Source organism: Streptomyces sp. V4I2 (genome assembly GCF_030817655.1).
GTDB classification, from domain to species: Bacteria; Actinomycetota; Actinomycetes; order Streptomycetales; family Streptomycetaceae; genus Streptomyces; species Streptomyces plumbiresistens.
The window spans coordinates 10,247,695-10,272,785 of record NZ_JAUSZM010000003.1; the positions used below are offsets into that span (position 1 = coordinate 10,247,695).

At 67.5% G+C, this 25,091-nt stretch carries 25 protein-coding genes and 9 pseudogenes; 22 read left to right on the top strand and 12 right to left on the bottom strand.

What is annotated here, in order from left to right:
* Positions 1 to 41: 41 nt before the first annotated feature.
* Positions 42 to 653 (bottom strand): LysR substrate-binding domain-containing protein, encoded by a 612-nt coding sequence (locus tag QFZ76_RS47930; RefSeq protein ID WP_307680348.1) that lies wholly within the window; start codon positions 651 to 653, stop codon positions 42 to 44.
* On the opposite strand from QFZ76_RS47930, the gene QFZ76_RS47935 reads away from it, so the two are divergent.
* Together QFZ76_RS47935 and QFZ76_RS47945 are read left to right on the top strand one after the other, a co-directional pair.
* Positions 540 to 938 (top strand): flavin reductase family protein, encoded by a 399-nt coding sequence (locus QFZ76_RS47935; RefSeq protein WP_307679589.1) that lies wholly within the window; start codon positions 540 to 542, stop codon positions 936 to 938. The two genes, QFZ76_RS47930 and QFZ76_RS47935, sit on opposite strands and share 114 nt — an antisense overlap.
* A 947-nt stretch (positions 939 to 1,885) precedes the next feature.
* A pseudogene (locus QFZ76_RS47945) lies at positions 1,886 to 2,335 on the top strand (MFS transporter); the annotation flags it as partial.
* On the opposite strand, the gene QFZ76_RS47950 reads toward QFZ76_RS47945, so the two are convergent.
* A complete protein-coding gene (locus QFZ76_RS47950) occupies positions 2,325 to 3,458 on the bottom strand; it encodes an IS630 family transposase (RefSeq protein WP_307672181.1) in 1,134 nt (377 codons plus the stop codon). The pseudogene QFZ76_RS47945 and the gene QFZ76_RS47950 sit on opposite strands and share 11 nt — an antisense overlap.
* Positions 3,459 to 3,542: 84 nt before the next feature.
* Here QFZ76_RS47950 and QFZ76_RS47955 point away from each other — a divergent pair.
* Positions 3,543 to 4,385: pseudogene (locus QFZ76_RS47955) on the top strand (MFS transporter); the annotation flags it as partial.
* 464 nt (positions 4,386 to 4,849) lie between these two features.
* Positions 4,850 to 5,086: pseudogene (locus QFZ76_RS47960) on the top strand (transposase family protein); the annotation flags it as partial.
* Positions 5,087 to 5,768: 682 nt separating this feature from the next.
* Here QFZ76_RS47960 and QFZ76_RS47965 read toward each other — a convergent pair.
* On the bottom strand, positions 5,769 to 6,191 hold the full coding sequence (locus tag QFZ76_RS47965; protein WP_307679590.1) for a hypothetical protein: 423 nt from the start codon (positions 6,189 to 6,191) through the stop codon (positions 5,769 to 5,771).
* 527 nt (positions 6,192 to 6,718) lie between these two features.
* Here QFZ76_RS47965 and QFZ76_RS47975 point away from each other — a divergent pair.
* Entirely contained in the window at positions 6,719 to 7,021 is a 303-nt protein-coding gene (locus QFZ76_RS47975) for a helix-turn-helix transcriptional regulator (protein ID WP_373464473.1), read from the top strand.
* A 109-nt stretch (positions 7,022 to 7,130) separates the two neighbouring features.
* Here the strand turns inward: QFZ76_RS47975 and QFZ76_RS47980 are convergent, their stop codons facing one another.
* Entirely contained in the window at positions 7,131 to 7,796 is a 666-nt protein-coding gene (locus QFZ76_RS47980) for a TetR/AcrR family transcriptional regulator (RefSeq protein ID WP_307679592.1), read from the bottom strand.
* 109 nt (positions 7,797 to 7,905) lie between these two features.
* Between QFZ76_RS47980 and QFZ76_RS47985 the strand changes: the two genes are divergently transcribed.
* On the top strand, positions 7,906 to 8,853 hold the full coding sequence (locus QFZ76_RS47985; RefSeq protein WP_307679593.1) for an SDR family NAD(P)-dependent oxidoreductase: 948 nt from the start codon (positions 7,906 to 7,908) through the stop codon (positions 8,851 to 8,853).
* Here the strand turns inward: QFZ76_RS47985 and QFZ76_RS47990 are convergent.
* Positions 8,805 to 8,978: pseudogene (locus tag QFZ76_RS47990) on the bottom strand (VOC family protein); the annotation flags it as partial. The gene QFZ76_RS47985 and the pseudogene QFZ76_RS47990 sit on opposite strands and share 49 nt — an antisense overlap.
* Positions 8,979 to 9,022: 44 nt before the next feature.
* Between QFZ76_RS47990 and QFZ76_RS47995 the strand changes: the two are divergent.
* Complete coding sequence (locus tag QFZ76_RS47995) at positions 9,023 to 9,157, top strand: hypothetical protein (protein WP_307680398.1); 135 nt, start codon at positions 9,023 to 9,025, stop codon at positions 9,155 to 9,157.
* A gap of 135 nt (positions 9,158 to 9,292) precedes the next feature.
* Here the strand turns inward: QFZ76_RS47995 and QFZ76_RS48000 are convergent.
* Positions 9,293 to 9,583 (bottom strand): annotated as a pseudogene (locus QFZ76_RS48000) (ATP-binding protein); the annotation flags it as partial.
* An 87-nt stretch (positions 9,584 to 9,670) separates the two neighbouring features.
* Here QFZ76_RS48000 and QFZ76_RS48005 point away from each other — a divergent pair.
* From QFZ76_RS48005 to QFZ76_RS48030, 6 genes and pseudogenes are all read left to right on the top strand, one after another.
* Positions 9,671 to 10,297: a bifunctional 2-polyprenyl-6-hydroxyphenol methylase/3-demethylubiquinol 3-O-methyltransferase UbiG gene (locus QFZ76_RS48005; protein ID WP_307679594.1), complete on the top strand. Its 627-nt coding sequence runs from the start codon at positions 9,671 to 9,673 to the stop codon at positions 10,295 to 10,297.
* A 37-nt stretch (positions 10,298 to 10,334) separates the two neighbouring features.
* Positions 10,335 to 10,814 (top strand): annotated as a pseudogene (locus QFZ76_RS48010) (site-specific integrase); the annotation flags it as partial.
* Positions 10,811 to 11,157 (top strand): annotated as a pseudogene (locus QFZ76_RS48015) (helix-turn-helix domain-containing protein). The pseudogenes QFZ76_RS48010 and QFZ76_RS48015, both read left to right, overlap by 4 nt.
* A 408-nt stretch (positions 11,158 to 11,565) precedes the next feature.
* Complete coding sequence (locus QFZ76_RS48020; RefSeq protein WP_307679595.1) at positions 11,566 to 12,003, top strand: hypothetical protein; 438 nt, start codon at positions 11,566 to 11,568, stop codon at positions 12,001 to 12,003.
* A 179-nt stretch (positions 12,004 to 12,182) separates the two neighbouring features.
* Complete coding sequence (locus QFZ76_RS48025) at positions 12,183 to 12,878, top strand: TetR/AcrR family transcriptional regulator (protein ID WP_307679597.1); 696 nt, start codon at positions 12,183 to 12,185, stop codon at positions 12,876 to 12,878.
* Between the two features lie 249 nt (positions 12,879 to 13,127).
* Positions 13,128 to 14,270 (top strand): NAD(P)/FAD-dependent oxidoreductase, encoded by a 1,143-nt coding sequence (locus QFZ76_RS48030; protein WP_307679598.1) that lies wholly within the window; start codon positions 13,128 to 13,130, stop codon positions 14,268 to 14,270.
* Positions 14,271 to 14,678: 408 nt separating this feature from the next.
* Here QFZ76_RS48030 and QFZ76_RS48035 read toward each other — a convergent pair whose 3' ends face one another.
* Complete coding sequence (locus QFZ76_RS48035) at positions 14,679 to 15,428, bottom strand: transposase family protein (protein ID WP_307679599.1); 750 nt, start codon at positions 15,426 to 15,428, stop codon at positions 14,679 to 14,681.
* 200 nt (positions 15,429 to 15,628) lie between these two features.
* Here QFZ76_RS48035 and QFZ76_RS48040 point away from each other — a divergent pair, with 200 nt between their 5' ends.
* The gene (locus tag QFZ76_RS48040) at positions 15,629 to 15,982 is read left to right on the top strand and encodes a hypothetical protein (RefSeq protein WP_307679600.1); all 354 of its coding nucleotides are present in this window, start codon (positions 15,629 to 15,631) and stop codon (positions 15,980 to 15,982) included.
* A gap of 94 nt (positions 15,983 to 16,076) precedes the next feature.
* Here the strand turns inward: QFZ76_RS48040 and QFZ76_RS48045 are convergent, their stop codons facing one another.
* Positions 16,077 to 16,484 carry a RidA family protein gene (locus QFZ76_RS48045; RefSeq protein WP_307679601.1) on the bottom strand — a complete coding sequence of 136 codons (408 nt, stop codon included), beginning with the start codon at positions 16,482 to 16,484 and terminating at the stop codon, positions 16,077 to 16,079.
* A gap of 109 nt (positions 16,485 to 16,593) precedes the next feature.
* On the opposite strand from QFZ76_RS48045, the gene QFZ76_RS48050 reads away from it, so the two are divergent.
* The 5 genes from QFZ76_RS48050 to QFZ76_RS48070 all read left to right on the top strand — a co-directional run bounded on the left by QFZ76_RS48050 (position 16,594) and on the right by QFZ76_RS48070 (position 19,333).
* Positions 16,594 to 16,887, top strand: a complete 294-nt coding sequence (locus tag QFZ76_RS48050; RefSeq protein WP_307679602.1) for an HNH endonuclease — start codon at positions 16,594 to 16,596, stop codon at positions 16,885 to 16,887.
* Between the two features lie 78 nt (positions 16,888 to 16,965).
* The gene (locus tag QFZ76_RS48055; RefSeq protein WP_307680349.1) at positions 16,966 to 18,219 is read left to right on the top strand and encodes an IS256 family transposase; all 1,254 of its coding nucleotides are present in this window, start codon (positions 16,966 to 16,968) and stop codon (positions 18,217 to 18,219) included.
* A 49-nt stretch (positions 18,220 to 18,268) separates the two neighbouring features.
* Complete coding sequence (locus QFZ76_RS48060; protein WP_307679603.1) at positions 18,269 to 18,754, top strand: GNAT family N-acetyltransferase; 486 nt, start codon at positions 18,269 to 18,271, stop codon at positions 18,752 to 18,754.
* Positions 18,755 to 18,786: 32 nt separating this feature from the next.
* On the top strand, positions 18,787 to 18,972 hold the full coding sequence (locus tag QFZ76_RS48065) for a DUF1737 domain-containing protein (protein ID WP_307679604.1): 186 nt from the start codon (positions 18,787 to 18,789) through the stop codon (positions 18,970 to 18,972).
* Positions 18,923 to 19,333, top strand: coding sequence for a transposase (locus tag QFZ76_RS48070; RefSeq protein WP_307679605.1), 411 nt, complete (start codon positions 18,923 to 18,925; stop codon positions 19,331 to 19,333). The genes QFZ76_RS48065 and QFZ76_RS48070 overlap by 50 nt, the downstream gene beginning before the upstream one ends.
* Here the strand turns inward: QFZ76_RS48070 and QFZ76_RS48075 are convergent.
* The 3 genes and pseudogenes from QFZ76_RS48075 to QFZ76_RS48085 all read right to left on the bottom strand — a co-directional run.
* Positions 19,332 to 19,427, bottom strand: a pseudogene (locus QFZ76_RS48075) (NAD-dependent epimerase/dehydratase family protein); the annotation flags it as partial. The gene QFZ76_RS48070 and the pseudogene QFZ76_RS48075 overlap by 2 nt on opposite strands.
* A 257-nt stretch (positions 19,428 to 19,684) precedes the next feature.
* Positions 19,685 to 20,101 carry an OsmC family protein gene (locus QFZ76_RS48080; protein WP_307679606.1) on the bottom strand — a complete coding sequence of 139 codons (417 nt, stop codon included), beginning with the start codon at positions 20,099 to 20,101 and terminating at the stop codon, positions 19,685 to 19,687.
* Between the two features lie 349 nt (positions 20,102 to 20,450).
* Positions 20,451 to 21,119: an SsgA family sporulation/cell division regulator gene (locus QFZ76_RS48085; RefSeq protein ID WP_307679607.1), complete on the bottom strand. Its 669-nt coding sequence runs from the start codon at positions 21,117 to 21,119 to the stop codon at positions 20,451 to 20,453.
* A gap of 231 nt (positions 21,120 to 21,350) precedes the next feature.
* On the opposite strand from QFZ76_RS48085, the gene istA reads away from it, so the two are divergent.
* The 3 genes and pseudogenes from istA to QFZ76_RS48100 form a co-directional block, all read left to right on the top strand.
* Positions 21,351 to 22,589 (top strand): IS21 family transposase, encoded by a 1,239-nt coding sequence (gene istA, locus QFZ76_RS48090; RefSeq protein ID WP_307671843.1) that lies wholly within the window; start codon positions 21,351 to 21,353, stop codon positions 22,587 to 22,589.
* 5 nt (positions 22,590 to 22,594) lie between these two features.
* Positions 22,595 to 23,383, top strand: coding sequence for an IS21-like element helper ATPase IstB (istB, locus tag QFZ76_RS48095; RefSeq protein WP_307671790.1), 789 nt, complete (start codon positions 22,595 to 22,597; stop codon positions 23,381 to 23,383).
* Between the two features lie 317 nt (positions 23,384 to 23,700).
* Positions 23,701 to 23,892 (top strand): annotated as a pseudogene (locus tag QFZ76_RS48100) (NAD(P)/FAD-dependent oxidoreductase); the annotation flags it as partial.
* Between the two features lie 399 nt (positions 23,893 to 24,291).
* Here the strand turns inward: QFZ76_RS48100 and QFZ76_RS48105 are convergent.
* Complete coding sequence (locus tag QFZ76_RS48105; protein WP_307679608.1) at positions 24,292 to 24,927, bottom strand: hypothetical protein; 636 nt, start codon at positions 24,925 to 24,927, stop codon at positions 24,292 to 24,294.
* Between the last annotated feature and the right edge of the window lie 164 nt (positions 24,928 to 25,091).

Sequence of the window (25,091 nt, forward strand, 5' to 3'; positions counted from 1 at the left end):
CGTTGTGTACGAGCCACCCCAGGCTCAACGTCCGACGGTGGTCAGTCTGTTGTCCGCAGGATGTCCGGACCGGCGAGCGTGTCCCTGGCGTACTGGAGGAAGGCACGCGCCCGATGGGTGGGGGTGATGTGTGCCGCGTGGGCGATCACGAGCTCGACTTCGTCCAGCGGGTCGCTCAGGGGCACGGATGCCAGGGGAAGGCCCTCGACACTGGTGTCGGTCGGCCAGGACTGGATCAACGTGGCGAAGCCCAGGCCGCGGGCGACCATGCTGCGGACCGCCTCGATGCTTGAGGTCCGGTACCGGATGTTCGGGCGTGCTCCCGCGAGGGAGAACCAGTGGTCCGCGTTCTGCCGGGCCGGCGGCTCCGAGTAAATGATCAAAGGTGCGTCCGCGAGTTCGGCGAGTGAGACGGCCTTGCGCTCTGTCATCGGATGACCGGCGGACACGATGACATACGGACGGCTGGAGCGCAGCGTCGTGCAGGACAGACCGGGCTGGGCGCCGAACTCGTGCAACAGGGCCAGGTCGCATGCGCCTTGGAGCAGAGCCTGTCGCATCTCGTCCAGCTGACTCTCGATCAGTTCGAGGTCGACCGCCGGGTGGACCTGCCTGAACCCGTCCACCAGGGGCGGGATGAGAAAGGGCGTCAGGGCCGCGTAGCACCCGATAGTCAGGCGGCCGGCCAGCCGGCCTTCCTCCGCTCACTGGCGGGCAAGGCCGGCGACCGGTTCGTGGGCGTGGACTGGGATGCCGACGAGGAGGGCGGTGTCTACATCCACGGCGCAAGTCTCTGGCTGAACTGCTCACTGCACGCCGAACTTCCGGGAGGCGACCACACGATCGTGCTTCTGGAAATCCACGGTCTGAAGGCCGAGCCCGAGCGAGAACCCCTGGTGTTCCACAACAGTCGCTTCCGACGCCTGGCCATCTCGTAGAGGGGTGTTGTCGCTCGGACCCAGGGCGGTTTCAAGTTCCGTGACTGGTCTGGGTGTTGGCGATGCTGAGGATGTGAGGGCTCGTGTGGGTTCGTTGCGGATGGCTCGGGTGGTCTTGGCGATGTTGTCGGCTCCCAGGATCTTCAGGGCGCCGGTGGCGAGGTTGCGCAAGGTGGCCAGGGCGCGGGGTGCGGTGCCGGTGTGCACGCGGGAGGCGTCCTCGGCGAAGGTGATATCTCGGATGTTGTGGTAGGAGTTTTCGATTCCCCAGTGTCCGCGGATCGCGTTCGCTGGGCCGGCGGGGCTCGTGGGCGTCGACGCTGGTCACGGCGTAGACGGTCGTACGAGTCTCCCGCTGGCCGGCGGATCGTCGGCGCCGGTGCAGGCGCAGGGCGAGGCGGGCGTGGGGGAAGTTGATGCCGCCGAGGTTGTCGGCGATGGCGCAGGTCTTGATCGAGCGGACTCGTGTCGGCCTTGGGCGGCGGTGGAGGCGGTGTGCTGCACCGGGATCGCGTCCAGGGCAGGGCGGCGAGCTGCCGGTAGGTCGTGGGCTGGTTCGTCTTGATCACGGCGATGTAGTGGGCCTTCTTGGCCGTCACGAGCCAGGTGATGGTGGCCTTGACCGAGTACAGGGCGTCGAAGGTGACGATGGTGCCCGCGAGTTCCAGGGGCGCCAGCAACGGGCGGAAGTGCCGGGTTTCGTTCCTCTTCGACCCGAACTCGACCTGAGCGATCGGCGCGACGGGGCCCCGGCCCTCGGCCAGCGGACCCAGGGTCTCCAGCATGGCAGGGATAGGGGAAGATCCAACAGCAGGTACAGGACACTCTCATGATCATCAGGCTTGGACACCGCCCAATATCCTGCGCGAAGTATGCACTGGAGGTTCCGGTCGGCGGCGGAGACCCCACACTAATGATCACCGGAGTCACCAGGGGGAGCCCGCAGCATGACCGGCACCACGGAGGCCCTTGGCAGGTCGGCTGCAGTCGACGATGCAGCACGAAGTGTCACGCGCCCGTTCTACGTATACGCCGTGCTCGCCAACTCGCTGTTCCAGCGTGGCGTATTCGTCCTCTTCCTTTATCAGCGGGGTTTCTCCGCCGGGCAGGTGGCCCTACTGCAGACACTGCTCTACCTGGTCAGCGGACTTGCGGAGTTGCCGACGGGAGTCATCGCCGACCGAATCGGCAGGCGTGCCAGCATCGTGATCGGCCAGGTGCTGATAGCTGGATGCCTGCTCGGTCAGGTGACGTCCTCCAACTACTGGGTGTTCCTGGCGCTGTTCATCGGGCAGGGCGTGGGCATGGCATGTGTGTCCGGTTCGGACACCGCCCTGCTGTACGACCTGCTCGTGCGTCGTGGTGCAACCGCCAGCTATTGCCGCGTCAGGCAACGTTCGCCCTGTCGACGACGGCGCGTAGGCGCTGGTCGTCGGCGTGGTGGTTTCGCCAGATGATGTAGCGGCGGATCATGCTGCCCTGTTCCTTGTGGGTGGCGTGGTCGGTGCCGTCGAGGGTGAAGTAGCGCAGGGCGGTGAACTGGGCTTCGATGCGGTTGAGCCAGGAGCTGTTGGTCGGGGTGTAGGCGATTTCGACGTTGTTCGCGGCCGCCCAGGTGCCGACCCGCTGGCATTTCTTCGTGGTCAGGTGCGGGGAGAAGTTGTCACAGACGATCGCGATGCGGACGTCGACCGGGTAGAGGGTGCGCAGGTAGCGGCAGAACTCCAGGAACTGCGTCCGCCTCTTGATCGGCTTGATGTGGCCGTAGAGCTTGTCTTTGGCCAGGTCCAGGGCGGCGAACAGGTGCCGTACTCCGCCGTAGCGGTTGTAGGTGGCCCGGCGTCTGCGGCGGGGGTCGCGGTCGGGGTCCTTGTGCCTGCCGCCGCGCTCGGCCCACTGCCGGCCGGGGTGGGGCATCAGGTTGAGCGGACCGAACTCGTCCATGCAGAAGACCACTTCGGGCTCGTCGTCCTCGGGTATCACCTCGCCGTCGGCGATCGCGTAGAGGTGCTCGACGCGGGCCTTCTTGGCGGCGTAGTCCGGGTCTCGGGAGGTCTTCCAGGTCTTCAGGCGTTGAAAGGAGACGCCTTCCTCGCGGAGCAGGATGCGCAGGCCCTCGTGGCTGATGTCGTCGACCACCCCCTCGGCGACCAGGAAGTCCGCCAGCTTGGTCAGGCTCCAGGTGGAAAACGGCAGGTCGTGCTCGGTGGGCTTGGACTTGGCGATCTTCTTGATCTCGCGGCGCTCGGGCAGCGTGAAGGTCTTCGGCCGGCCGCCCTTGTACTTGGGGTAGAGGGAGTCGAAGCCATCGGTGTTGAAGTTGTGGATCACATCGCGGACCCGGTCGTCGCTGGTGAACGACACTTCGGCGATCCTCGCCACGGGCATGCCCTGCGCGGACAGCAGGATCATCTGGGCCCGCCGCCAGGTCACCACCGACCCGGTGCCTCTGCGGATGATCCGCAGCAGCCGCCGGCCCTCGTCGTCATCGATCTCCCGAACCTGTACTCGTTCTGCCACGAGGACAGCATGGCGTGTCCGCGCCGCCCGGACCGACACCCGGACGGCGCGTCACAACAGGGCGAACGATGCCTGATGCGGCACTATGTCAAGATCAAATCCCGGTTCACCATGCTCGGGACGGTCACCTCGGGAGCTGCCATCGTCCTCGGCGGCCAACTGCAGCAGATTTCCTGGGGAGTCGTCTACGTCGGCTCGGCGGCGTGCCTCGTCCTGGCCGTGGTGGTGCTGATGTCACGAGTGCCCGAGATCCGCGGCGCGGACGCGGTGGACGAGCAGGACGGAGCCGAGGAGGAGCACGGCGACGCCACAGCATGGCGGGCGATGCTTCGGGTCGCCACGCCGGCGCTCGTGACGCTTGTCGTGGTGTCCGGATTGATGCATGCGACTTTGACGCCGTACATCATTTTTACGCAGAAGACCCTCTCCGATCAGGGAGCGGGCACCGCATTGGTCAGCGTGGTCATATCGGCGGGATTCTTCGCCGGCGGGCTCACTCCGCTGCTGTCGGACCGCGCGAACCGGCGCATCGGGTATCGGGTCATAGTCCCGGTGTCTCTCCTGACGCTCGCCGCGGCGCTCGGCCTGAGCGGCCTCGGCCTTGTCTGGGTCACCATCGCCGCGTTCCTGGCCCTGGTCGGGATTCCCGAGATCACCGCCGTGATCGTGGACAACGTGTTCAACGAGGCCGTGCCGTCGCGCCATCGGGCGAGCCTGCTGTCGATGATCGCATTCGTGGAGTCGGTGCTCATCGGCATCGGCTATCTCGTCCTCGGCGCGCTCATGGACGGGCTGGGCTCCAGTGTGGGCATGGCCACCTACGCCGCGGTCCCCCTGCTGGCATGTCTCCTGTGGCTCCCGGTGCTCTTCCGAGGGGCACGGGTGACCACCGAGATCGAGAAGCCCGCCGACCAAAAGGCATCCTGAAACAGACCATCTCGAGCAACGCCCTGCGATGGCAGGGGTGTTGCTCGTTGACATGTCGGGTCGGCCTGTGGACGGCGAAATGAGAAGAGGTAACCGCTGACCTGCGAGAATGGGAGTTCCTACGCTTCCATCCGCCGCTCACAGCAAGGCACCTCGCATGTGAAAGTCCTTCACAGGCCCCTTAGACACCACAATGATCACGAACCCCGCACCTGCACTGCTCCCCACCCCCACCCCCCACCACCACGAACCGCCAACCAGCCCCCAACCATGGAACTCGAAGCCGCCCTGGCTCGGACCAAGGCGAATTTCCATTGGCCGTACTGCGAAGATCGCACTTGCCTATGAGTGAGCTCTCAGCGCGGCCGCTGATCGGGTGATGGCGTCGGTGTCCGCAACGGACAAGGCTCCCGTGCCGTTGAGGGAGGTGTTCGAGGTCTCAACCAGCTGGCACAGGAGCCCAGTTGGTTCTCAATCCTGCCGCACTCGACCTGCCCCATGCCCTGGTCGAGTGGGTCACCATGCTCATCGTCACCGGCGAGGGTGACCGACCCTGCAAACTCCCGCCGCACCAGCGTGCGCTCGTCGGCCTGACGTACCTGCGTAAGCACGACACGCTCGCCCAGATCGCCGTCGGCTTCGGCATGTCGGTGGGCACCGCTCACGTCTACACCACCGCGATGATCAGCCTGCTCGCCGACCCGTCCTTCAAGTCAGCGCGGTCCTCCTCGCTCAGGGCCGTGGGGTGGTGGGTGAGCCAGCTGGTCACCTGCCGCACCGACGGCGGCGTGCCCGGCGGGGCGGTGCGCAGGGTGGTGATGTGAGCGCGGACCATGGCGTAGGTGACCGCGGCGTACTCGGTAAGCAGCTCGCTGTGCAGCTGGGTGACGCTCGTGCATCCCGCGGTGAACCGTCGCTCCAAGTAGGGCTCGTAGGGGTCCAGCCTGCTGGACCGGGCCGGTCCTCGCGAACGGGGCCGGTTCTCGCGGAACGTGTCCTGGCAACGTGCGGCGCGCGCATACCGGAGCACGGTGTTGAGGCCCCAGCCCAGGCGCCGGGCGATCGCCCGGCGGGAGTGGCCTTGGACGAGCAACTCGTGGACCAGTGCGTGTGCGGCCTTCTTGAGCTCAGCCCGTCGGCCGACAGATCCGGGCCGGGCGGCCCGCGTCGCCTTGCAGCGTGTCAACTTTCGACGGCTCGGGCGACGTCGGAGCACGCAGACACTCACGGTGGGAGGCGACACAGGTCTCCACTGCACGGCCGAGGCCCTGCCACAACTGAACAGATCAGCAACCTGGAGAGCTTCGGAGGCGCCGCGTCGGGCACCCTCGGCGTAGGCACCTGCCGGGTCCCGACAGATGATTTCACCGCCCGGGTGGCTGGTCACCCGCCGGCCAGTGGCCCCGCTTCGCCTCTGGGGAGCACGTCGACCACGCGATGGGATTCTCCGCAGGTCAAAACGGTGGAGTTCGTCTGACCCCGGCGGGTTGTGAAGGCGTCCACGCCCAGCAGGCGCGGCGGGCTGAACTGCGGATCGGGCAGGGTCAGGACCCCGCGCGACAAGGACATCCGCCCTGCGCCGACGCCCAGTTGGGCGGCCAGCCGGGCGCCGGCCTGTCCGGCCAGCGCGAGCCCGGCTCGCTCCAGGACGTGGTTGAGGCGAGTGGTGAACCGTGCGCACGGGGCGGTCAACTGGGTGAACGGCTCGGCGAACGTGCGGCGCCGGCAGTCAGCCGTGCCAGAGATGAAACGCCGGACCGTCAAGAGGATCACGACGCTCTGCTCACCGAGCGGGAGATCCTTCAACCTGCGCTGATAGCAGTCGTGCACCCGGCCCGAGAAGCGACCGCAGTCCGGACTGCCGCCTCGGCCGCCCGGCCTCTCGCCACCATCGACGGAGCGAAGGCAGCGGTCACCGTATCGACGTCCACGTCGTCGATCCCGGCGAACACGAGGGAATCTCAGAACGGTGCATCGGCCTTCACAACAGCACCGTCACCGCGCACAGCCAAGAACGGCGTGGAACAGCCAAGGACCTGATGGAGCGTCACGCTCACCGGCGGGGCGGCGGGGCGGCGGGACGACGGGACGACGGGACGACGGGACGACGGGACGGCAGCGCGGCGGGGTGGTTGGCGAGCAGCGGGAGCGGGTCGTCGCGGAGGACGTCGTGGGGTATGCGGCCCGACGCGGGAACCGGCAAGTAGGGCTGGGGGACAGACCAGCCACAGCCACGCCCCCAGCGGCAGGGGTACCGGTACCAGGTATGCCGGCGCAGTCGAGCTGCCGGGGGTCCAGGTCTGGCCCGTCTGGGGTGGACCGGTACGAGCAGGATGTCGACGCCCGCGGCGGCCGTGCTCGGCGTCGACGTGCTGCAGCTGCTGGCGCCCGGAATGCCGGTCACGCTGGTCACGATGCGCGCGCGACTGGGGCTGACCCAGGACGACGTCGCTGCCGCGCTGGGCATCAGCCGCAGCCTCTACGCCGCCCTCGAGCAGGGTAAGCGGGCGGTGAGCGTGTCCGAGACGGCCGCGCTCGCCGCGGCTCTGCACGCCTCGGTCGACCGGTCCGCCGGGCGCTGCCGCCGTCGTCGGCGTGACGGCTCAGCCGCCGCCGGGCCCGAGGAAGAGCGTTGACGCGGAGTCCGATGTGGTCAGAGCCGGCGGCCCGAGCTTGGGCCCCCGGCCCCTCCTCCGTCCGAGCGCGAGAAATACAGAGGTTTTGGCCTGTCCAGTGCCACGCCGGTCAGCGGCGGGGTAGCACGCCCAGCAGGGTCGCGGTCAGGGCCAGCTTCAAGGAGTCCTTCAGCTCCAGGTGGAAGCGGGCCAGATCGGGCTCGGCCTGGTAGGCCGCCTGCAGGCTGGGTGGGGGTGTGCTGTACGCCGACAGCGCGCCGGCCATGACCATGGTTTGCAGGCTGAACAGTGTGGCGTTCTCGCCCAGCTCCGGCAGGTACTTCTGGATCAGGGCGGTCATGGTTGTCAGGCGGTCCAGGGAGGCGCGCTTGTAGCGTGTGACGACCTCGACGGAGACGTTGTGTTCCAGGACGCCGCCCTGTGCGCCGAAGAGGTCGCACAGCACCACTCGGCCGGAGAGTGAACGGCTGAGGATCTCGGCCACCGCTGCCGCCCGCTCGGCCATGGGTAGATCTTCGTCGATGCCGGCGGCCAACTCGCCTGCCAGTTCCGTCAGCCACTCCCGCAGGAAGTGGTCCAGCAGTTCCAGCAGCACCGCCTCGCGGGACTCGAAGTAGCGCAGCACGTTCGGCTTCGCCAGGCCGACCCGGCGGCTGAGCTCGTTCAGGGTGACCGCGGCCACAGGCATCTCGTCGAGCATCGCCGACGCCGTGTCGAGGATCGCCCGTCGGCGGATCTCCCGCTGCTCTTCGGTTCGCGCCCGCTGGAAAGTCACGATCACCAGCCTAACTTACGTACCTGCGGTACGTTGACAACGTACCGAAAGTACTTTAACGTCGTCGGCGCAAGATACCTTCGGTACGTTAGTTAGTGGGGAGCCTGACATGAGCGAGAAGTGGACGACGGCGAACATTCCCGACCAGCGCGGGCGGGTGGCCGTGGTGACCGGGGCCAACACCGGGCTGGGGTACGAGACCGCCAAGGCGCTCGCCGAGCGTGGGGCGTCCGTGGTGCTCGCCGTGCGCAACGTCGAGAAGGGCGAGCAGGCCGCGGCCCGCATGACCGGCGACGTGACCGTGCAGGCGCTGGACCTGACCTCGCTCGACTCCGTCCGGGCCGCGGCGGCGGCGCTGCGGTCCCGGCTCGACCGGATCGACCTGCTGATCAACAACGCCGGCGTGATGTACACCCCGAAGCAGACCACCCGGGACGGCTTCGAGATGCAGTTCGGCACCAACCACCTCGGCCACTTCGCGCTCACCGGGCTGCTGCTGGACCTGATGCTGCCGGTACCCGGCTCGCGCGTGGTGACGGTCAGCAGCACCGGCCACCGCATCCGGGCCGCGATCCACTTCGACGACCTGCAGTGGGAGCGGTCGTACAGCCGGGCCGCCGCCTATGGTCAGTCCAAGCTGGCCAACCTGATGTTCACGTACGAGCTGCAGCGCCGGCTCGCCACGCACGGCACCACCGTCGCGGTGGCCGCGCACCCCGGCATGTCCAGCACCGAGCTCGCCCGCAACATCCCCGCGGCCTTCCGGCTTCCGCTCACCTGGCTCGCGCCGCTGATCACCCAGACGCCGGCGATGGGCGCGCTGCCGACCCTGCGCGCCGCCACCGACCCCGCCGCGTTCGGCGGCCAGTACTACGGTCCCGGCGGACGCAACGAGGTCAAGGGCCACCCCCGGCTGGTCACCTCCAGCCCGGAGTCGTACGAGGTAGCCGTCCAGCAGCGGCTGTGGGCCGTCTCCGAAGACCTCACCGGGGTGAAGTTCCCCGTCATTCAGTCCAGGCAGAACTCGTTTCCCTCCGGATCGGCCATCACGATGTAGCCCGCGCTGGTAGGAGGCGCCGGCTCGTCGCGGAGCAAGCGGGTGAAGCCGTGACCGACGAGGCGCTCGCACTCCGCTTCCAGGGCGGCCATCCGCTCGTCGCCGTGCAGGCAGGGTGCGGCGCGTCGGGGCCAGCCAGACTCTGGTCGCGTCCACCAACCGCTCCGGCGTGGGAGAGCAGTGGATCGAGGACGCCCTGCCAACGGCGTGGCGCATCTGGCTCCACTACTCGGGAGCCCAGGACGAAGACCCGCTGGCAGTGCTGAGCCGTAATGGGGAGCTGCCCGAACTCCCAGACGCCTGAGGCGGCCACGACAGGGCAGAGCGCCGATTCGGGCAGGAAAGCCTTGCCTTTCGGCTCGCCCCGGTGACGGCCGGGGGCCCGGTTACTGGTGATGATCAGGGGCCTGTTCTGTCGCTCGGAGACGAGCTCGTAGAGGTCGTCAGCCTGAGACGCTCCGAGTTGGCGCCTGGCGCAGTCGTCGTGGAGGATGAGCACGTCGGGCCGTACCAGTTCGCGGATCCGGTTGTCCCAGGTGCGGTCCGCGTGGCCGCCGGCCAGGTCCGCGAGGATCCGGCCGGTCTTCGCGAAGCGGACAGGGGCGCCCTGGCGAACGGCGAGGTGGCCGAGGGCCTGGGCGACGTGATCTCCTTGACCGGCCTCTATCGGGCATACCTGCGTATCGCCCCTCAGTCCCGTTCCAGGAGCGATGAGTCGGACTGATCGCATCGCCACCTTGACGGGGCTGTGCCTCGGGAAAACGCCTGGAAGGCGATGGCACCGTCCTCGTCCTGTCTACCGGAAGGCACGCAAACCATGAGCAGCCAACGCGACCGCTGGGCGAAACTGACAGGCGGACAAGCCGGAGAGGACTACGCCCGGCGGTTTGCGCGGCTCGCTGCATCAGGCCACGACATCCACGGCGAGGCCGCCTTCTGCGACGCACTACTGAAACCTGCGGCCCGGGTACTCGATGCCGGCTGCGGCACTGGGCGGATCGCGATCCGTCTCGCCGAGCTGGGTCACCTCTGCACGGGCGTGGACGTCGACCCCTCCATGCTCGCCGTCGCCCGCCGCGACGCCCCCACGCAAGAGTGGCTCCACGGTGACTTGGCACATCTGGACACCCTCAATCTGGACCCCGGCTTCGACCTAGCGCTCGCTGCGGGAAACGTCATCCCTTTGCTGGCTCCCGGTACCGAACCAGCAGTTGTGCGGCAACTTGCCGCCGTATTGCGCGCCGACGGACTGCTGATCACCGGCATGGGACTGGACGCGGAACACCTGCCCTTGCCGGAACCGACAGTGACGCTGACCGAGTTCGACCACTGGTGCGCGGAGGCCGGACTGACGCTGCGGCAGCGCTTCTCTACCTGGACCGGCGACCCTTACCGTCCAGGCGGCGGCTACGCCGTCAGCGTGCATTCCCGTCCCACCGTCTGAGTGCCGCACCGCCGCCTCGAACCACGGCTCGGGGCTACAGGGCGCGCGGGGCTCCGGCCCGCGGCCGCGGGAGGCATACCTCATCCAGGAGGGCCGTGCCCTGCTGTGGTGGTACATCGAAGAGATCCGGGGTGAGTTCGGGGACGACGCCGAACATCCGCGGGCGCCGCTGTGGCCTTCGGAGCGGAAGTCGAAGGCGGTCGCCGACCTGAACGTGCCGATCGCACCGGCGATCGTGCCTTCGACGTTTCGGAAGGCGTTGCACACCGCGGCCGCGCACTACCTGACGGGTCCGGTCGCCGACCTGTTTCCGCATCTGCTGCGGCATGCCTGCGCGACCCACAACTACGAGCGTGGGATGACACTTTGGGAGGTCCAAAAGATCCTCGGACACGACTGGGCAACTACGACTCTTCGGTACATGGCGACCGCGCATGCTGACCCGGAGCTGGCGAATCTGGCGGCCAGCTCCGGGGCGGCCCAGCGACTGGTGATGGACAAGGGAGACCTTCGATGAAGGGGAATCTGCGGATGGTGGCCGCCCAGCGGACCTATGGCGGCCTACCGAGGTCCTCGCCGCCTTCCAGCAGGTCGGGTTCAACCCGTCGCTGAGCAAGGTGGCCGCGCTGTGGAGTGGCACGCCGGTCACGGTGCGGCTCGATGACCCTGGACAAGATGTGTGCCGCGCTGAATTGCACGGTCGCCGATCTGCTCCAGGCGGAGCCGCTCGCGGCGGGCAGGCCGCGCCGGAATCCGGTCAGCGTGCGGTCGGTGCCGAACAAGGGCCTGGATCGGGCCCGGTGCGGCCGGTGCCGCGCGGCCGTCGTGGTGCCGGCCCGCGCTCGCTCCCGCCGAGCTGAGGAGCGGGCCGGTGGCGGTGGATCGTGGGACGGGGCTGGCGCGGAGCTGCCCGGTGTGCCTGGGGTGGCTGGTGGTGCACTGGTACCGGGTGTGCGACGGATGCCGCCCCTGCGCGAGGAAGTACCCCGAGGGTGGGGCGTGTCCGCGGTGTCGGCACGAGGCCCACGTCAACACGGACGGGCTGTGCAAGCCGTGTCTCATGGCGATCCGGGCCGAGGACGACGCCGAGTGGGCTCTGGGCCTCGAGGAGGCGCGGCCGCGGCCGGTTCAGCTCATAGCCGGCGGCACCCACGGCGACCGGTCGTTGTCGGCCCGGCCGCTGCGCCGACCTACCAAGAACGGACTGAGTGTGGGGGGAGTGGTGGACCAAGCTCCGGCAGCAGCGCGCCGCTCCCGCTGGCTTGTCGGTGCTGGAAGCGCAGGTACACGGCCAGCTCCCGCTCTTCACCGTGCCCCGGGTGCTGGGCGACGCCACGGTCAGCGCGATCGTCGGCCGGCCGGTCACCGGGTGGGAGCAGGCCCGGCAGGTGATCGAGGCGATGGAGGCCGAGCACGGGTTGACTGCGGGCTGGCGCCGTAAGGTCGCTGAGAGCAACCCCCACCTGCTGGTCAGCCAGAAGACCGCGGTCGACCCCGACCACCCGGCCGTCAGCACCGGCCTCCTGAGCGGAGCCCTGCCCCGCGGGCTGACGCTCAGCGGCCTGCGTCAGGACCGCATCCTCAATGAAGCAGCCGAGAGCGCCGATCCCCTCAGGCTGATGCGTCTGTTCGGCATCACCGAGCAGACCGCCATGCGCTACGTCGGCGCCGCCCACCCGGAGCGCACCTCGAAGCTGCCTCGGTAGGGGTCGGCCCGGGAGGGTCCTGGGGTCAGGAATCCGCCTTGGTGTTTCGCCTGCGTGGCGAACATGGCGGCGGCCTGGGTGGTCAGGGCGGCAAGCGAGGCTACGGCGAAGGTGACCCGCCGAGCGGAGGCTGCACCGGACATCCCCCCTTTGCGAACACGTTCGTTACGATCAATGTCATGAGTGCGAGAAGAGAGCCGATCAGCCGCCGGGAGCGTCCGGCGAAGCCCGCCCTGTCCCGGCGCTGGATTGTGGACACGGCCGTGCGGATCATGCGGGCCGAAGGGCTGGAGAAGGTCACGATGCGCCGCCTGGCGCAGGAACTGGACACCGGCCCGGCTTCGCTGTACGTCTACGTCGCCAACACCGCCGAGCTGCACGCGGCCGTCCTGGATGCCCTTCTCGGCGAGGTCGACCTGGCCGGCCGGGACGGCGGCGACGACTGGCGCGGCCAGCTGCGCGCCGTCATGACGTCGTACACCCTCGTGTTGTTCGAGCACCCGCAGCTCGCCCGGTCCGCGCTCGTGGCCCGGCCGAGCGGTGAGAATTACCTGCGGCTGGTGGAGCGCATCCTCGACCTCCTCTCACGCAGCGGTGCCGGCCGCGAGCAGGTCGCCTGGGGGGTGGACAAGCTTCTCCAGGACGCGACGGCCACCGCCGCCGAGCAGGCGACGCATGAGCACGACCCCACCTCCGAGGACGACTGGAACGCCGCCGTCCGCGCGCTGCACGCCGTGGACGAGACCACGCATCCGGCGATCACCGCGCACATGCCGGACCTGATCAGTGGCACGGTCCGGGACCGGATGCGCTGGAGTTTCGACGTCCTCGTCAACGGCATCACGCGCACTCCCGTACCCGTCCCGGCCGACTGAGCCCCGCGGGCCGACCGCCACGCCGGTGGGCGTCGCCCGCCGGGCCCGGGACTGTCCCGGCACGTCGTGTCGACACATGCGACACCTCGCGAACTTGTTCGCAACGAACATGTTCGCTACGGTAGGAGCGGCCGGTGGGATCGCTTCTCGAACAGCGTGCAGTGCCGTCCCGCCCATGGGCGGCGCCGGTGTCGGTAGCCGTTTCCCCGGTGCGCACACGCATCCCTCACTTCTTCGAAGAGGTTCGCCATGAGCACCGACCACTTCCCCCTCGCGATCATCGGCGCCGGTCTCGGCGGTCTGACCGCCGCCCGCGTCCTGCACGTCCACGGCATCGAGTCGGCGATCTTCGACCTGGAGGCGTCGGCGGCGGCCCGTACGCAGGGCGGGATGCTCGACATCCACGAGGAGAACGGGCAGAAGTCCCTGCACGCCGCCGGCCTGCACGACGACTTCCTCAAGCTCGTCCACGAGGGCGGCCAGGCCATGCGCCTGCTGAGCCCCGACGGCACGGTGCACGTGTCCGAGGAGGACGACGGCACTGGCGGCCGGCCGGAGGTGGACCGCGGCGACCTGCGCGATCTGCTCCTTAACTCCCTGCCCGCCGGCACGATCCACTGGGGCCGGAAGGTCATCGGTGCCCGGCCGCTGGCCGACGGGCGCCACGAGGTGACGTTCACCGACGGCTCGGTCATCACCACCGACCTCCTCATCGGCGCCGACGGCGCCTGGTCGCGCGTACGGCCGCTGGTCTCCGACGCCAAGCCCGTCTACACCGGCATCTCCCTCGTCGAGACCGACCTGTTCGAGGCCGCCACCCGCCACCCGCACAGCGCCGCGCTCGTCGGCGGCGGGTTCTTCATCGCCCTGGGACACGAGCGCGGCTTCCTCGCGCACCGCGAGACCGACAGCTCGCTCCACGTTTACACCGCGCTCAAGGCCGACGAGGACTGGCTGGACACGATCGACTTCACCCACCACGCCGCCGCCAAGGCCGCGGTCCTCGCCCACTTCGAGGGCTGGGACGAGGGCCTGCGCGACCTGGTCGCCGACGCGGAGACCATCAGCCCGCGCCGCATCCACGCCCTGCCGGTCGGGCACCGCTGGGACCGTGTCCCGGGCGTGACGCTGCTTGGTGACGCGGCCCATGTGATGTCCCCGTTCGCGGGGGAGGGAGCCAACCTGGCCATGTTCGACGGCGCGGAACTCGCCCTGGCCATAGCCGCTCACCCCGGCGACACCGAGGCCGCCCTGTCCGCCTACGAGGCGGTGCTCTTCCCGCGCAGCGAGGCGTCCGCCGCCGAGTCCGCCGCCAGCCTGGACACGATGTTCGGCAAGCGGGGCCTGGAGCAGATGGTTGAGTTCTTCAGCACCGGCCCGGCAGCCCAGTGAGACAGACCGGAGCTGACAGCCGGACTCTCATCGGCGACAAGAACTACTTCGGCCGTGGTTTCGATCTGTCCTACGCTCACTGATCGCCTACGGTCACTGACCTCTTCGAATAGATCATCTAGGCCAGTCGGCCACGCACCGGGGCGAGGCTACCGATCCAGATGCCCAAGCAACGCATGTCTCGAACCCTGGGGGACGATGGGGCCACATGGGTCCTCACTGGCCAACTACTCCTGCGCAAAGTGGCCAACCGTGTTTGAGAGGAACGTCCGCGATCCGCAGAGTCGCCGGGCGGGCATGGCCAGATAGTGCTGCGAGTAATAGCCGATGTGACGCTCGGCTGTGACTGAGCACGCTGCTTGGCCACTCAGCGCCGTAGCTGGCCCCTTCGGTACTCAGTGAGCCTTTTCAGCGCTGCCGCTCCAGGGTGAGGACGGCGGCGGAGATTGACGACATTCGATTTGGGCTGCATCGTGCCCTGCGGAAGATCCGCCACGACTTGAGCCGTGCGACGCCGCGCTCGACCGGTGCCCGTGCCGCGGACAGCGCTCGGTTGACGGTTTGCTGGGTTGGCGTGAGGTCACGGCCCGGCGGGCGTCTGAGGGGCGTTGTCACCCACGGGCCAGCTCCCATGTAGGCGCGGTCGGCGAGGACCGGGACGCCCTGGCGTTCGCAGATCCGGATGATCCGGTGGGTGCGGGCCGCGGTCAGGTCGTGCGCGCGGCCGGGCAATGCGGGCGAGATCCACAGCAGCCGGCCATCCGGATCGGTCACCAACTGCACGTTCACACCATGTCGGCGGTGCTTGGCAGAGTAGTCGGCCCGGCCGTCGCCCAGGCGGTCGCACTCCGCGAGAGTGCCGTCGAGCAGGACGTAGTCGGGATCGGTCTCGCGCACCACCTTGAGCAGGCCCGGTGCACGGTCAGCGAGCAGGCTGATCACCGAGGTGGTGTAAGCGTGAGCGGTGCCCACCGAGATACCGAAGCCGACGGCGATCTGGGCAAGCGTGTCGTGCTTACGCAAGTACGTCAGGGCGACGAGCGCACGCTGGTGCGGCGGGAGTTTGCATCGTCGGTCACCCTCGCGGGTGACGATGAGCATGGTGACCCACTCGACCAGGGCGTGGGGCAGGTCGAGTGCGGCAGAATAGGGAACCAACGCGGCTCCTGTGCCTGTGGGTTGGGACTTCGAACACCTCCCCCAACGGCACGGGAGCCTCGTGCGTTGCGCATCCCGGCGGCGCCACCCGATCGGTGGCCGTGCTGAAAGGGTCACTGACACCAAGTCGCTCCGAAAATCGGCAGCGTCACGCTGGCGCGGGCATGACGATCACCACGCGAGTGGTGAAGACTGGATAGATGCCTCACGACCCCGGCGGACTCCTGTTCGTAGCGCTCGGTCTCGTACTTGTCGCCGCCGGCTTCGTCTGGCGGGGACGTGTCCTGCGCCCCCTCTCGGTGAAACGGGCCCAGGCGGCCGTGATCCGGGACCGTTCCAGAAGCCTGCTGCGTTCTGCGGACATGGCGATCGCCGAAGCACGCCGCCGGGCCGCACGCGGCGAACCGGCCATCGTCACGGTCGGGGACGTGACCAGGGTGGCGTGCCAGCACTACGGGCACTTCGTGGAGCGCGAAGAGGCAGCTGCCGCCCTCCGCCAGCGCTTTGATGCCGCCGACTGCCGGGTGGACTGCATGACTGACGCTTTCAACTGACTGTCTCCTCGGCGAGTGCTTATTGCCAGGGGCGCCGAAGCCGTCACCTGATCGGTGGTCACGCTGAAAAGGCTCAGTGAGCGGAGGGCATCTTTCAGTCGAGGATCGCGGTGGCTTCGATCTCGACCAGGTGGTCGGGGACGTCCAGTGCCGCAACGCCTATGAGCGTGGTGGGCGGGGCCGGGGTGACCCCCAGCTTCGCGGCTGCGCGGGAGATGCCTTCCAGGAGCGGCGGCATCTTGTCGGGGGTCCAGTCGACGACGTAGAAGGTCAGCTTCGCCACGTCGTCGAAGGAGCCGCCGATCTCGGCCAGGGCGGTGCCGACGTTGAGGTAGCTCTGCTCGACCTGGGCGGCGAGGTCGCCTTCGCCGATCGTGACACCATTGGCGTCCCATGCCACCTGCCCGGCGATGAAGACCAGCCTCGATCCGGATGCGATCGACACCTGCCGATAGACATCGATCTTGGGCAATCCGCTGGGGTTTACGAAAGTGATGGCCATGTTGCCTGTCTCCTTGTCCTGAGCGCCTGCGAGCCTCGCGTTCGCGCCGACCTACGACACTCTCGGTATCTTATGGTTACTAAGGCACTGTAGGAGACTTGCGGCTGACGTGGAAGAACGCACTTTTCAGAACATCCTCTCCCTCGCCTACCGCCAGCGGGGGCTGTGTCCCAGGTGCGGACTGGATCTGATCGACGGAGCCGGATTCGACCCGGACGACGTTCAGGACTGGGTCAAGTGGTTCACGGGGAGCCTCCGGGCGATCCACGTGCATCACCTGACCTACCGCAGCAAGGGCGGTAGCGACCACCCGAGCAACCTGGAGCTGATCCACACGACCTGTCATCATCAGGTACATGCTGGTGACCGAAGGCGTGACACCCAACTGGCAGCCACAGGCTAGCTTGAGCCGGATGCGGGGATGACTCGCACGTCCGGTTCTGAGGGGGCCGGGACGCAGCAATGCGTCCCGGCTACCCGACTGCTCAGCGTAATCAACGACGACGGTTCCACGCCGAACGGCTCCCTCATTGACGAGATCGTCAGGGAGGGCGCCCGGCGGATGCTCGCGGCGGCCCTGGAAGCGGAAGTCAACGCGTATATAGCCGAGTTGGCCGACCAGCGGGATGAGACAGGCCGACGGCTCGTGGTCCGCAACGGCTACCACCAGCCCAGGAAGGTCACCACCGCGGCGGGGGTGGTCGAGGTGAAGGCCCCGCGCGTGAACGACAAGCGAGTCGATGCCGAGACGGGCGAGCGTAAGCGGTTCTCCTCCGCGATCCTGCCGCCGTGGTGCCGCAAGTCACCGAAGATCAGCGAGGTGCTGCCGCTGCTCTACCTGCACGGCCTGTCCTCGGGGGACTTCGTTCCGGCGCTGGAGCAGTTCCTGGGCAGCTCGGCCGGCCTCTCGCCCGCGACGGTCACCCGGCTCACGCAGCAGTGGCAGGCCGACCACGCCGCGTTCATGGACCGCGACCTCGCGGAGGTCGACTACGTGTACGTGTGGGCTGATGGCATCCATCTCAACGTCCGCCTGGAGGAGGCCAGGGCCTGCGTACTCGTCCTGGTCGGCGTGCGCGCCGACGGCTCGAAGGAGCTGGTCGCGCTCAAGGACGGCTACCGCGAGTCCGCCGAGCCCTGGGCTGACCTGATGCGCGACTGCGCCCGCCGGGGCATGCGCGCCCCCGTCCTCGCGGTCGGCGATGGGGCCCTGGGCTTCTGGAAGGCCCTGGCCGAGGTGTTCCCCGAAACCCGCGAGCAAAGGTGCTGGGTTCACAAAATCGCAAATGTGCTCGACGTCATGCCGAAGTCCGCGCAGCCGGGCGCAAAGAAGGCCATCCAGGACATCTACAACGCCGAGGACAAACAGCACGCTCAAGCGGCGATCAAGACGTACGCCCAGCTCTACGGCACGAAGTTCCCCAAGGCCGTCAAGAAGATCACCGACGACGAAGCTGAGCTGCTGGCGTTCTTCGACTTCCCTGCCGAGCACTGGATCCACCTGCGGACGACAAACCCCATCGAGTCCACGTTCTCCACCGTGAGGCTGCGGACCAAGGTCACGCGTGGGGCCGGCTCCCGCACCGCCGCCCTGGCCATGGTCTTCAAGCTCGTCGAGTCCGCCCAGGCCCGCTGGCGGGCAGTGAACGCGCCCCACCTCGTCGGCCTCGTCCGTGCCGGAGCCCGCTTCGAACGCGGTCAGCTCGTCGAGCGTCCCGAACTCAGCGCCGCCTGAGCCACCTCAACCGATCTGCAACCCTTGATAAGGATTGAACTATAGGCGCGTGTGCCAGCGTTGCCGCGCTGCGGGGAGGGAAGCAATGACGGTTCGCGTTGCGACGCAGGAGGATTCGGCGGTCATCTACCGCCTGCTCTGCGACTTTGCCACCAGTTATCAGCCCGAACGCGCGATCTTCGACCACCGCACGTTCCCACGTGTCCTCAAGGCCGCCGCGGACGGCGCGGCCGAGCTTCTGGTCGCTGAGCTGAACGGCACCGTGGTCGGCTACGTTCTGGCTGCTCGACTGCCGACCCTGTTCGCAGGCGGAACCGTTCTGGACATTCTGGAGCTGACCGTCGATGCAGCCCACCGAGGCCACGGCATGGGATCGCTCCTGGTCCACGCTGTTATCACCAGGGCCGAGCAGGCCGACGACGTTGAGGTGACGGTGCCTACCCGCCGAGCGGCTGGGTTCTACAGCCGCCTGGGGTTCACCGAAACTGCCACCTACCTGAAATACGCACCAGGCCGTGCGGCTGTCCACCGATAGGCAATCGGAGTGAGTCTGAGATCCTTGCCCTCATGGGCACGCCACCAGGCGGATTGCCCACCTATCGAGTCTTGACCGGTCCAGATGATGAAACGTTCTGCCGACGCGTGAGCGAGGCGATTGGCCTTGGCTACGAACTGCACGAAGGCCCCGCCGTCACTTTCAATCGTGAAAACGTCATCGTCGCTCAGGCACTGGTCTGGCCGACAAGGCAGTAACGGCCTTGGGGTAGCGGTGGTCATGGTCGGCCCGCCATCCACAACTCTTGACAATGGCTCGATCTGGGACAATCTGAATGTTCATCGCTGCAGTCGATTACGTGAGTACGCGGCGGAGCATGACTGGCTCACCATCGTCCAGCTGCCCAGCTATGCACCCGACCTCAATCCGGTCGAGGGCATCTGGTCATTGCTCCGGCGCAGCACCACTGCCAACGTCGTCTTCCGCGACCGCGACCACCTCGTCCAAGCGGTCCGCGGCGGCCTGCGCCGCATCCAACAACGCACCGACCTCATCGAGGGTTGCCTCGCCGAAACCGGCCTCTTGCTCAACACGACAACTGAACGGAAAGGTCAGTAGGTGCGGCCGGGATCGCCTCATGGCCGTGCTCGTTCAGCTTGGTGACCACCTGCGAACCGATGAGCCCGGTTCCGCCGACTACTACAACCTTCATCTGCATTCCTTCCGAAGACTTTCACTCGCAACTCGGACGACACACCGAGTTGCTCTCTACAAGCGGCGACGGCACCGTCAACCGCACGGTGGGCCCGATCAGGGTGAGGCAGCTACGCGGACCAGGCTAACCGATAACGCCCATGCCGGACTAATGTACCCAAGTCCCTTTATCCTCGTATCTCTTGCCATATCTAGGACCTGTGTACGGGCCAGTATGAGAATCATGTTTCGAATTACTCTTCCGGCCCAGCTTGTCTACTCGGGCAGTCCGGGCTGACCGGTTGACCCCTGCCGCACGGTGGAGAGGGTCACCACCGAGACACTATTTGTCAGCAGTCGATGCACCGGACAGCGGCCAGCCACTGCCAGGAGCCGTTCTGACTGGGAAGGTTCAAGTTCGCCGGAGAGGTGGATCTCTTTGATGATCTCTGCATCCGAACCGAACGTGAGGTCTACGTCGACTTGACGCAACGGCCAGCTGTGCCGGTCGGCATAGGCGCGTACCGCCATTGAGGTACAAGACCCAAGCGCCGCCAGCAGCAGCTCTCCTGGGGTAGGACCGGTGTCGGAACTGACGGGCTCCGGTTCATCGGATCTCAGAAGGTGGCTGCCGATCACAACGGTGCGGGCAAGGCGTCTTCCCTCGCTGACAGAAACGGTGCGCGTGGACATCAGTCAACCTCTCCGTGGGAGGACAAGCGATTTGCAACCTTCGCGCCGCTGGGCACGGGCACGAACCTCGGCGCTACCAGTAAGACAACGCTCACCGTGCGGGTGTGACACAGATCCCCGGCAGCGGGGGATCTCCCTCGCAAGCGGCCGCGTCCTGTCGGTGAAAGACGGAACCGGTGGGACGTGTGGGTGCGGTCGACATCCGCGCCGGCCGGCCGTCACCCGCCGGGACCGGGATGAGTGTGGGCGGTAAGCCTGGCTCAGTAGTGCCTGCCCCGAGCGGGCCGGGCACTCGGGACAGGCATTTGTTCCGCTCACGACTCACAGCACCGGGAGACCGTCTCGCTTGTCATGTTTCGTTCAGGAGTTGGGCGGTGGCACTTTGAATGTCCAGATAACGCGTCTCTTCTCCCAGAGGTACAACCGCCAAGGTGCGTTCAAGGAAGGCCTTGATCACTATCGCCGGTGCGGCGACCAGGTCTGTTGAGTCCCCCGAGTGCAGAGAGATGAATACAAGCTCCGCACCTCGGATCCTGGAGGGCCAGATCTGCACGTCGCCGAAACCACTGAGCCGCTGCAGACCGGACACCAGGAGTTCGCGGCCGAATGTCCACTCGACGGACCTATCGGTGCCCACATTGAACTCCAGGCCCACTGAGAAAGGTTCGGCGCTGTCATACCGAAGGTCTGTTGTCGCCTGCGGGTATTTTTGATCTTGAACTAGTCGCACGAGCGTGCGGCAGGTCACCGTGTCGCATCCGATTCCCTTACGCTCCGCGTGGACACCTTCGTGGCGGTGGTTTTCCGCGTCAGCACACCCGCGATCGTCGTCGGTGTCGAAGGTGTTCCCGCTCATCAGTGTCATCCCTTCCTGTTTTTCCCGGACCGCCGGGTGCTCAGCACACCCGCGCAGCGCGGTGAAGTGTGCGCCGAGTGGATCGGAGACTTCGCACCTCTGCACCGGGGCGATCGGGCTACTGCAAGTCTCGGGTCGGTCAAGCTCTGAGACATCAGTCATCTGACTATCGGAAGAGGGCGGGACGGTCGGACGTTGAAGCCTCTTGATGTTCGTGCTGGCCCAGAGAGATACCCGCCTCTCCTGACGCGGCATGCTGATCGGGCGGCAGCTCCGTCCGCCTTCCGACTGCTGTCGCCGTTCCGTGAACCGTGACCCCCTATCGGTCGATGAAAAGTGACCCCTTCCGTGATCAAGTGATCAGTCTGGCTCCATGGGAGTCAGGTGGAAGAGGTGATCGGTGTGGAGGACTGGGCTGAGATCCGGCGGCTCCACCGTGCGGAGGGCATGTCGATCAAGGGGATCGCGCGGCATCTGGGGATCGCCCGGAACACCGTGCGGCGGGCTGTGGCCAGCGACGATCCGCCGAAGTGCCGGCGGGCGCCGAGGGGCTCGATCGTGGACGCGGTAGAGCCGGCGATCCGTGAGTTGCTGGCCCAGTATCCGCGGATGCCCGCCACTGTGATTGCCGAGCGGATCGGGTGGGAACGGTCGTTGTCGGTGCTGAAGCGGCGGGTGCGGGAACTGCGGCCGGTGTATTTGCCGGCGGATCCGGTCTCCCGGACGGCGTATCAGCCCGGCGAGCTGGCCCAGTGTGACCTGTGGTTCCCGCCAGCGGACATCCCTCTGGGCTTCGGGCAGACCGGGCGCCCGCCGGTGCTGGTGATGGTGGCTGGGTACTCGCGGGTGATGACCGCGCGGATGCTGCCGTCGAGGCAGGCCGCCGATCTGGTGAGCGGGCACTGGGACCTGCTGTCCGGCTGGAATGCGGTGCCCCGGGCGTTGGTCTGGGACAACGAGGCGGCCATCGGTCGCCGCCGCGAGGGGCGGGTCGTGCTCGGTCATGAGTTCGCAGCCCTAGCCGGGCTGCTGGCCTGCAAGGTGATCTTGTGCCGGCCCCGCGACCCGGAGGCCAAGGGGCTGGTCGAGCGGGCCAACGGCTACCTGGAAACGTCATTCCTGCCCGGCAGGGTGTTCACTTCCCCGGCCGACTTCAACACGCAGCTGGCCGCATGGCTCGAGGTCGCCAACCGACGAGTGCACCGCACCCTGGATGCCCGCCCGGCCGAGCGGTGGGAGGCCGACCGGGCCGCGATGCTGCCGCTGCCGCCGACCGCACCGCCGCGCTGGTGGCAGACCTCGGTGCGGATCGGCCGGGACCACTACATCCGCCTGGACACCTGCGACTACTCCGTCCACCCGGCCGCGATCGGACGGATCGTGCGCATCGAGGCGGACACCGAAACGGTGCGGGCCCACCTGGACGGCCGCCTGGTCGCCGAACATACGCGCTGCTGGGCCCGCCACCAGACACTGACCGACCCCGACCACGCCGATGCCGCCACGGCGATGCGGCACCAGTACCGCCAGACCGGTGGGGTCGGCGCCGCGGCGGTGGAGGTCGCACAGCCGGATCTGCCGGCCTACGACCGCGTCTTCCAGCTGATCGAGGGCGGCGGAGGACAGGAGTAAATGCCATGGCCACCCGCACCACCACATCCCGGGACGTCGCCGCCGAACTTGCCTTCCTCAGCCGTGCATTGAAGGCACCAGCCCTGCTGGACGCTGCCGACCGGCTCGCCGAACGCGCCACCGCCGAGTCCTGGACACATCAGGAATACCTGGCCGCCTGCCTGCAGCGCGAGGTCGCCGCCCGCGAGGCCCACGGCGGCGAAGGCCGCATCCGCGCGGCCCGTTTCCCCGCCCGCAAGACCCTGGAGGAGTTCGACTTCACCCACCTGCGCGGGCTGAAACGGGAGGCGGTGGCCCACCTGGGCACCCTGGACTTCATCACCGGCAAGGAGAACGTGGTCTTCCTCGGCCCGCCCGGCACCGGCAAGACCCACCTGGCCATCGCCCTGGGCATCCGTGCCTGTCAGGCCGGACACCGCGTCGCGTTCGCCACCGCCTCCCAGTGGGTCGACCGCCTGGCCGCCGCCCACGCCACCGGCAAGCTGCAGGACGAACTCCTGCGGCTGGCACGCGTCCCCGTTCTGGTGATCGATGAGGTCGGCTACATCCCGTTCGAACCGCAAGCGGCGAACCTGTTCTTCCAGCTGATCTCCGGCCGCTACGAACGCGCGTCCGTGATCGTGACCAGCAACAAACCGTTCGGACGCTGGGGAGAGGTCTTCAGCGACGACACCGTCGCCGCCGCCATGATCGACCGTCTCGTCCATCACGCCGATGTGCTCTCCTTGAAGGGAGACTCCTACCGGCTCAAAGACCGCGACATCGGCCGAACACCGAGCGCGGCAACCGGGTGAACAACTGCACACGGGGTCAAAAGTCACCGACCCCAAAGGGGTCCAGGTTCAGAGACCGCCGACAACTGCTGTGGTCCACTGCGCGGCGCGGTCGGACAAGGGCGATGCGCGCAGGGCGCGGCAGCGACTGGTCCAGTTCAGGATGCGCTCGTGGCAGGAAGCCGGCCCCTCCAGACAAGCGGCCGCCCATGCAGCAGCCGCCGGTGGGGAGAGGCATCTGTGGTACCGACCTCCGAGCCCGCAGTAGGGGCCCGCACGCCACCGGACCAACCGATGACGTGTCACAACGAGCAGTTTCGGCTTGTCTTCATAGGTGAATGCACCGCGGCTATCACGTGCTCGCCGTACCGTCATGGGAGCGCAAGGTCCGCGTGCTGGCTGTCTGGATGACCGCCGCGCTCTACGGACGTGACATCGTCTCCCTGGCCTCGGTCCAGCATCCCCGGGAGGCCTTCGTGGCTCGGGGCAATCCACGCCGGAGTGAGCAGCCCGAGGCCGCCGCCCCGTGAGTCAGCCGTTGTGGGCTCCCTGGTGCGGTGACCGACGCGAGGGGGACGCGATCTGAGCCTGCGGGGGAGGCCGACAGCGTAAATCGACGATGCCCTCATCCTGTCGACCAACCCAGGCAAACAACATCTCAGTGTTTTCGCCACACCGGCGTGCGCAGCCGGAGTGACCTGGCGGGCGGGGCACACTCTCCTCCGGCAGTGCCGACCACGCTTGTTAGTGGGTATACTGATCACAACGTTCGCGACGTCTGTTCGACACGGTCATCGTGAAGATGTCGCACGTTGGCACCGAGGTCTCAGAGCCGACCTGGTGCCGTGCTCCGGGTGCCGTCCTCCCCCCGTGGACGGTGCCCGGAGTCACGCTGACCAGGTGAACGCAAGGCTTGGTCCCCGGCGGTCTCAGGCCAGCTTGGCGTAGAGGCCGCGCCCCGTCCGCCGGATACGAGAAGTGCCTACCAGCCGGTCCAGGGTGCTGCGGACCGCGTTGATGCTGCCGCTGTCCTTGTCGCGGCCGAGAGCCGCCGCGACATCCCGGGCCCGCACGTCGGCGTCGCCGGCCCCCTCGAAATACTCCAAAATCTGTTCGGTGAGTTTGCCGTACTTCTTGTCATCGTCACCGTCATCGTTGGTGTGAGGCCTGGGCGTACGGCTGACCGCGTTGGCTCCGGCCGGGGAGGCGGAGTCCCGCGGACCCCGCCGGCTCACCGCCGGCTGCTGTTTCTGGACACCACGTGTGATGGTGGCGTCGTCCGCAGATTCCGAGGAGGGGGCGCCCTCCTGCGGGGGCACGGGTGCTGAGGGGCGACGCCGTTTCGGGGACACCGCAGCCGCCGCGTCGGCTGCCTGCGGCTGGGCACCTCCGTGCATAAGGGCTTCGAGGGCTTCGAGGGCCCGCTGTACGGAGCCGAGATGAGCGACGACCGCAGCGAGCTCCCTCTCCAGCGCCTGCTTCTGAATCTCCAGGCGGGCCAGATCCTCTTGAAGGCTCTCGGCGGTGATCTCGATATTGTGCGCCGTGTGGCTTACGGAGACCATGTGTCCTCTTGTCCTCAATACTTTTGCGTGCTCGTTAGGCACACCTCTGGTGCCGCTCGCTCGCCCCATACAATGAGACGGGTGCCCCTGAACATCATAGGCGGATCACGTACACAGCGTCACCACCATGTACGGGACAGCTCGCAGTGGTCACTCAAACGAAA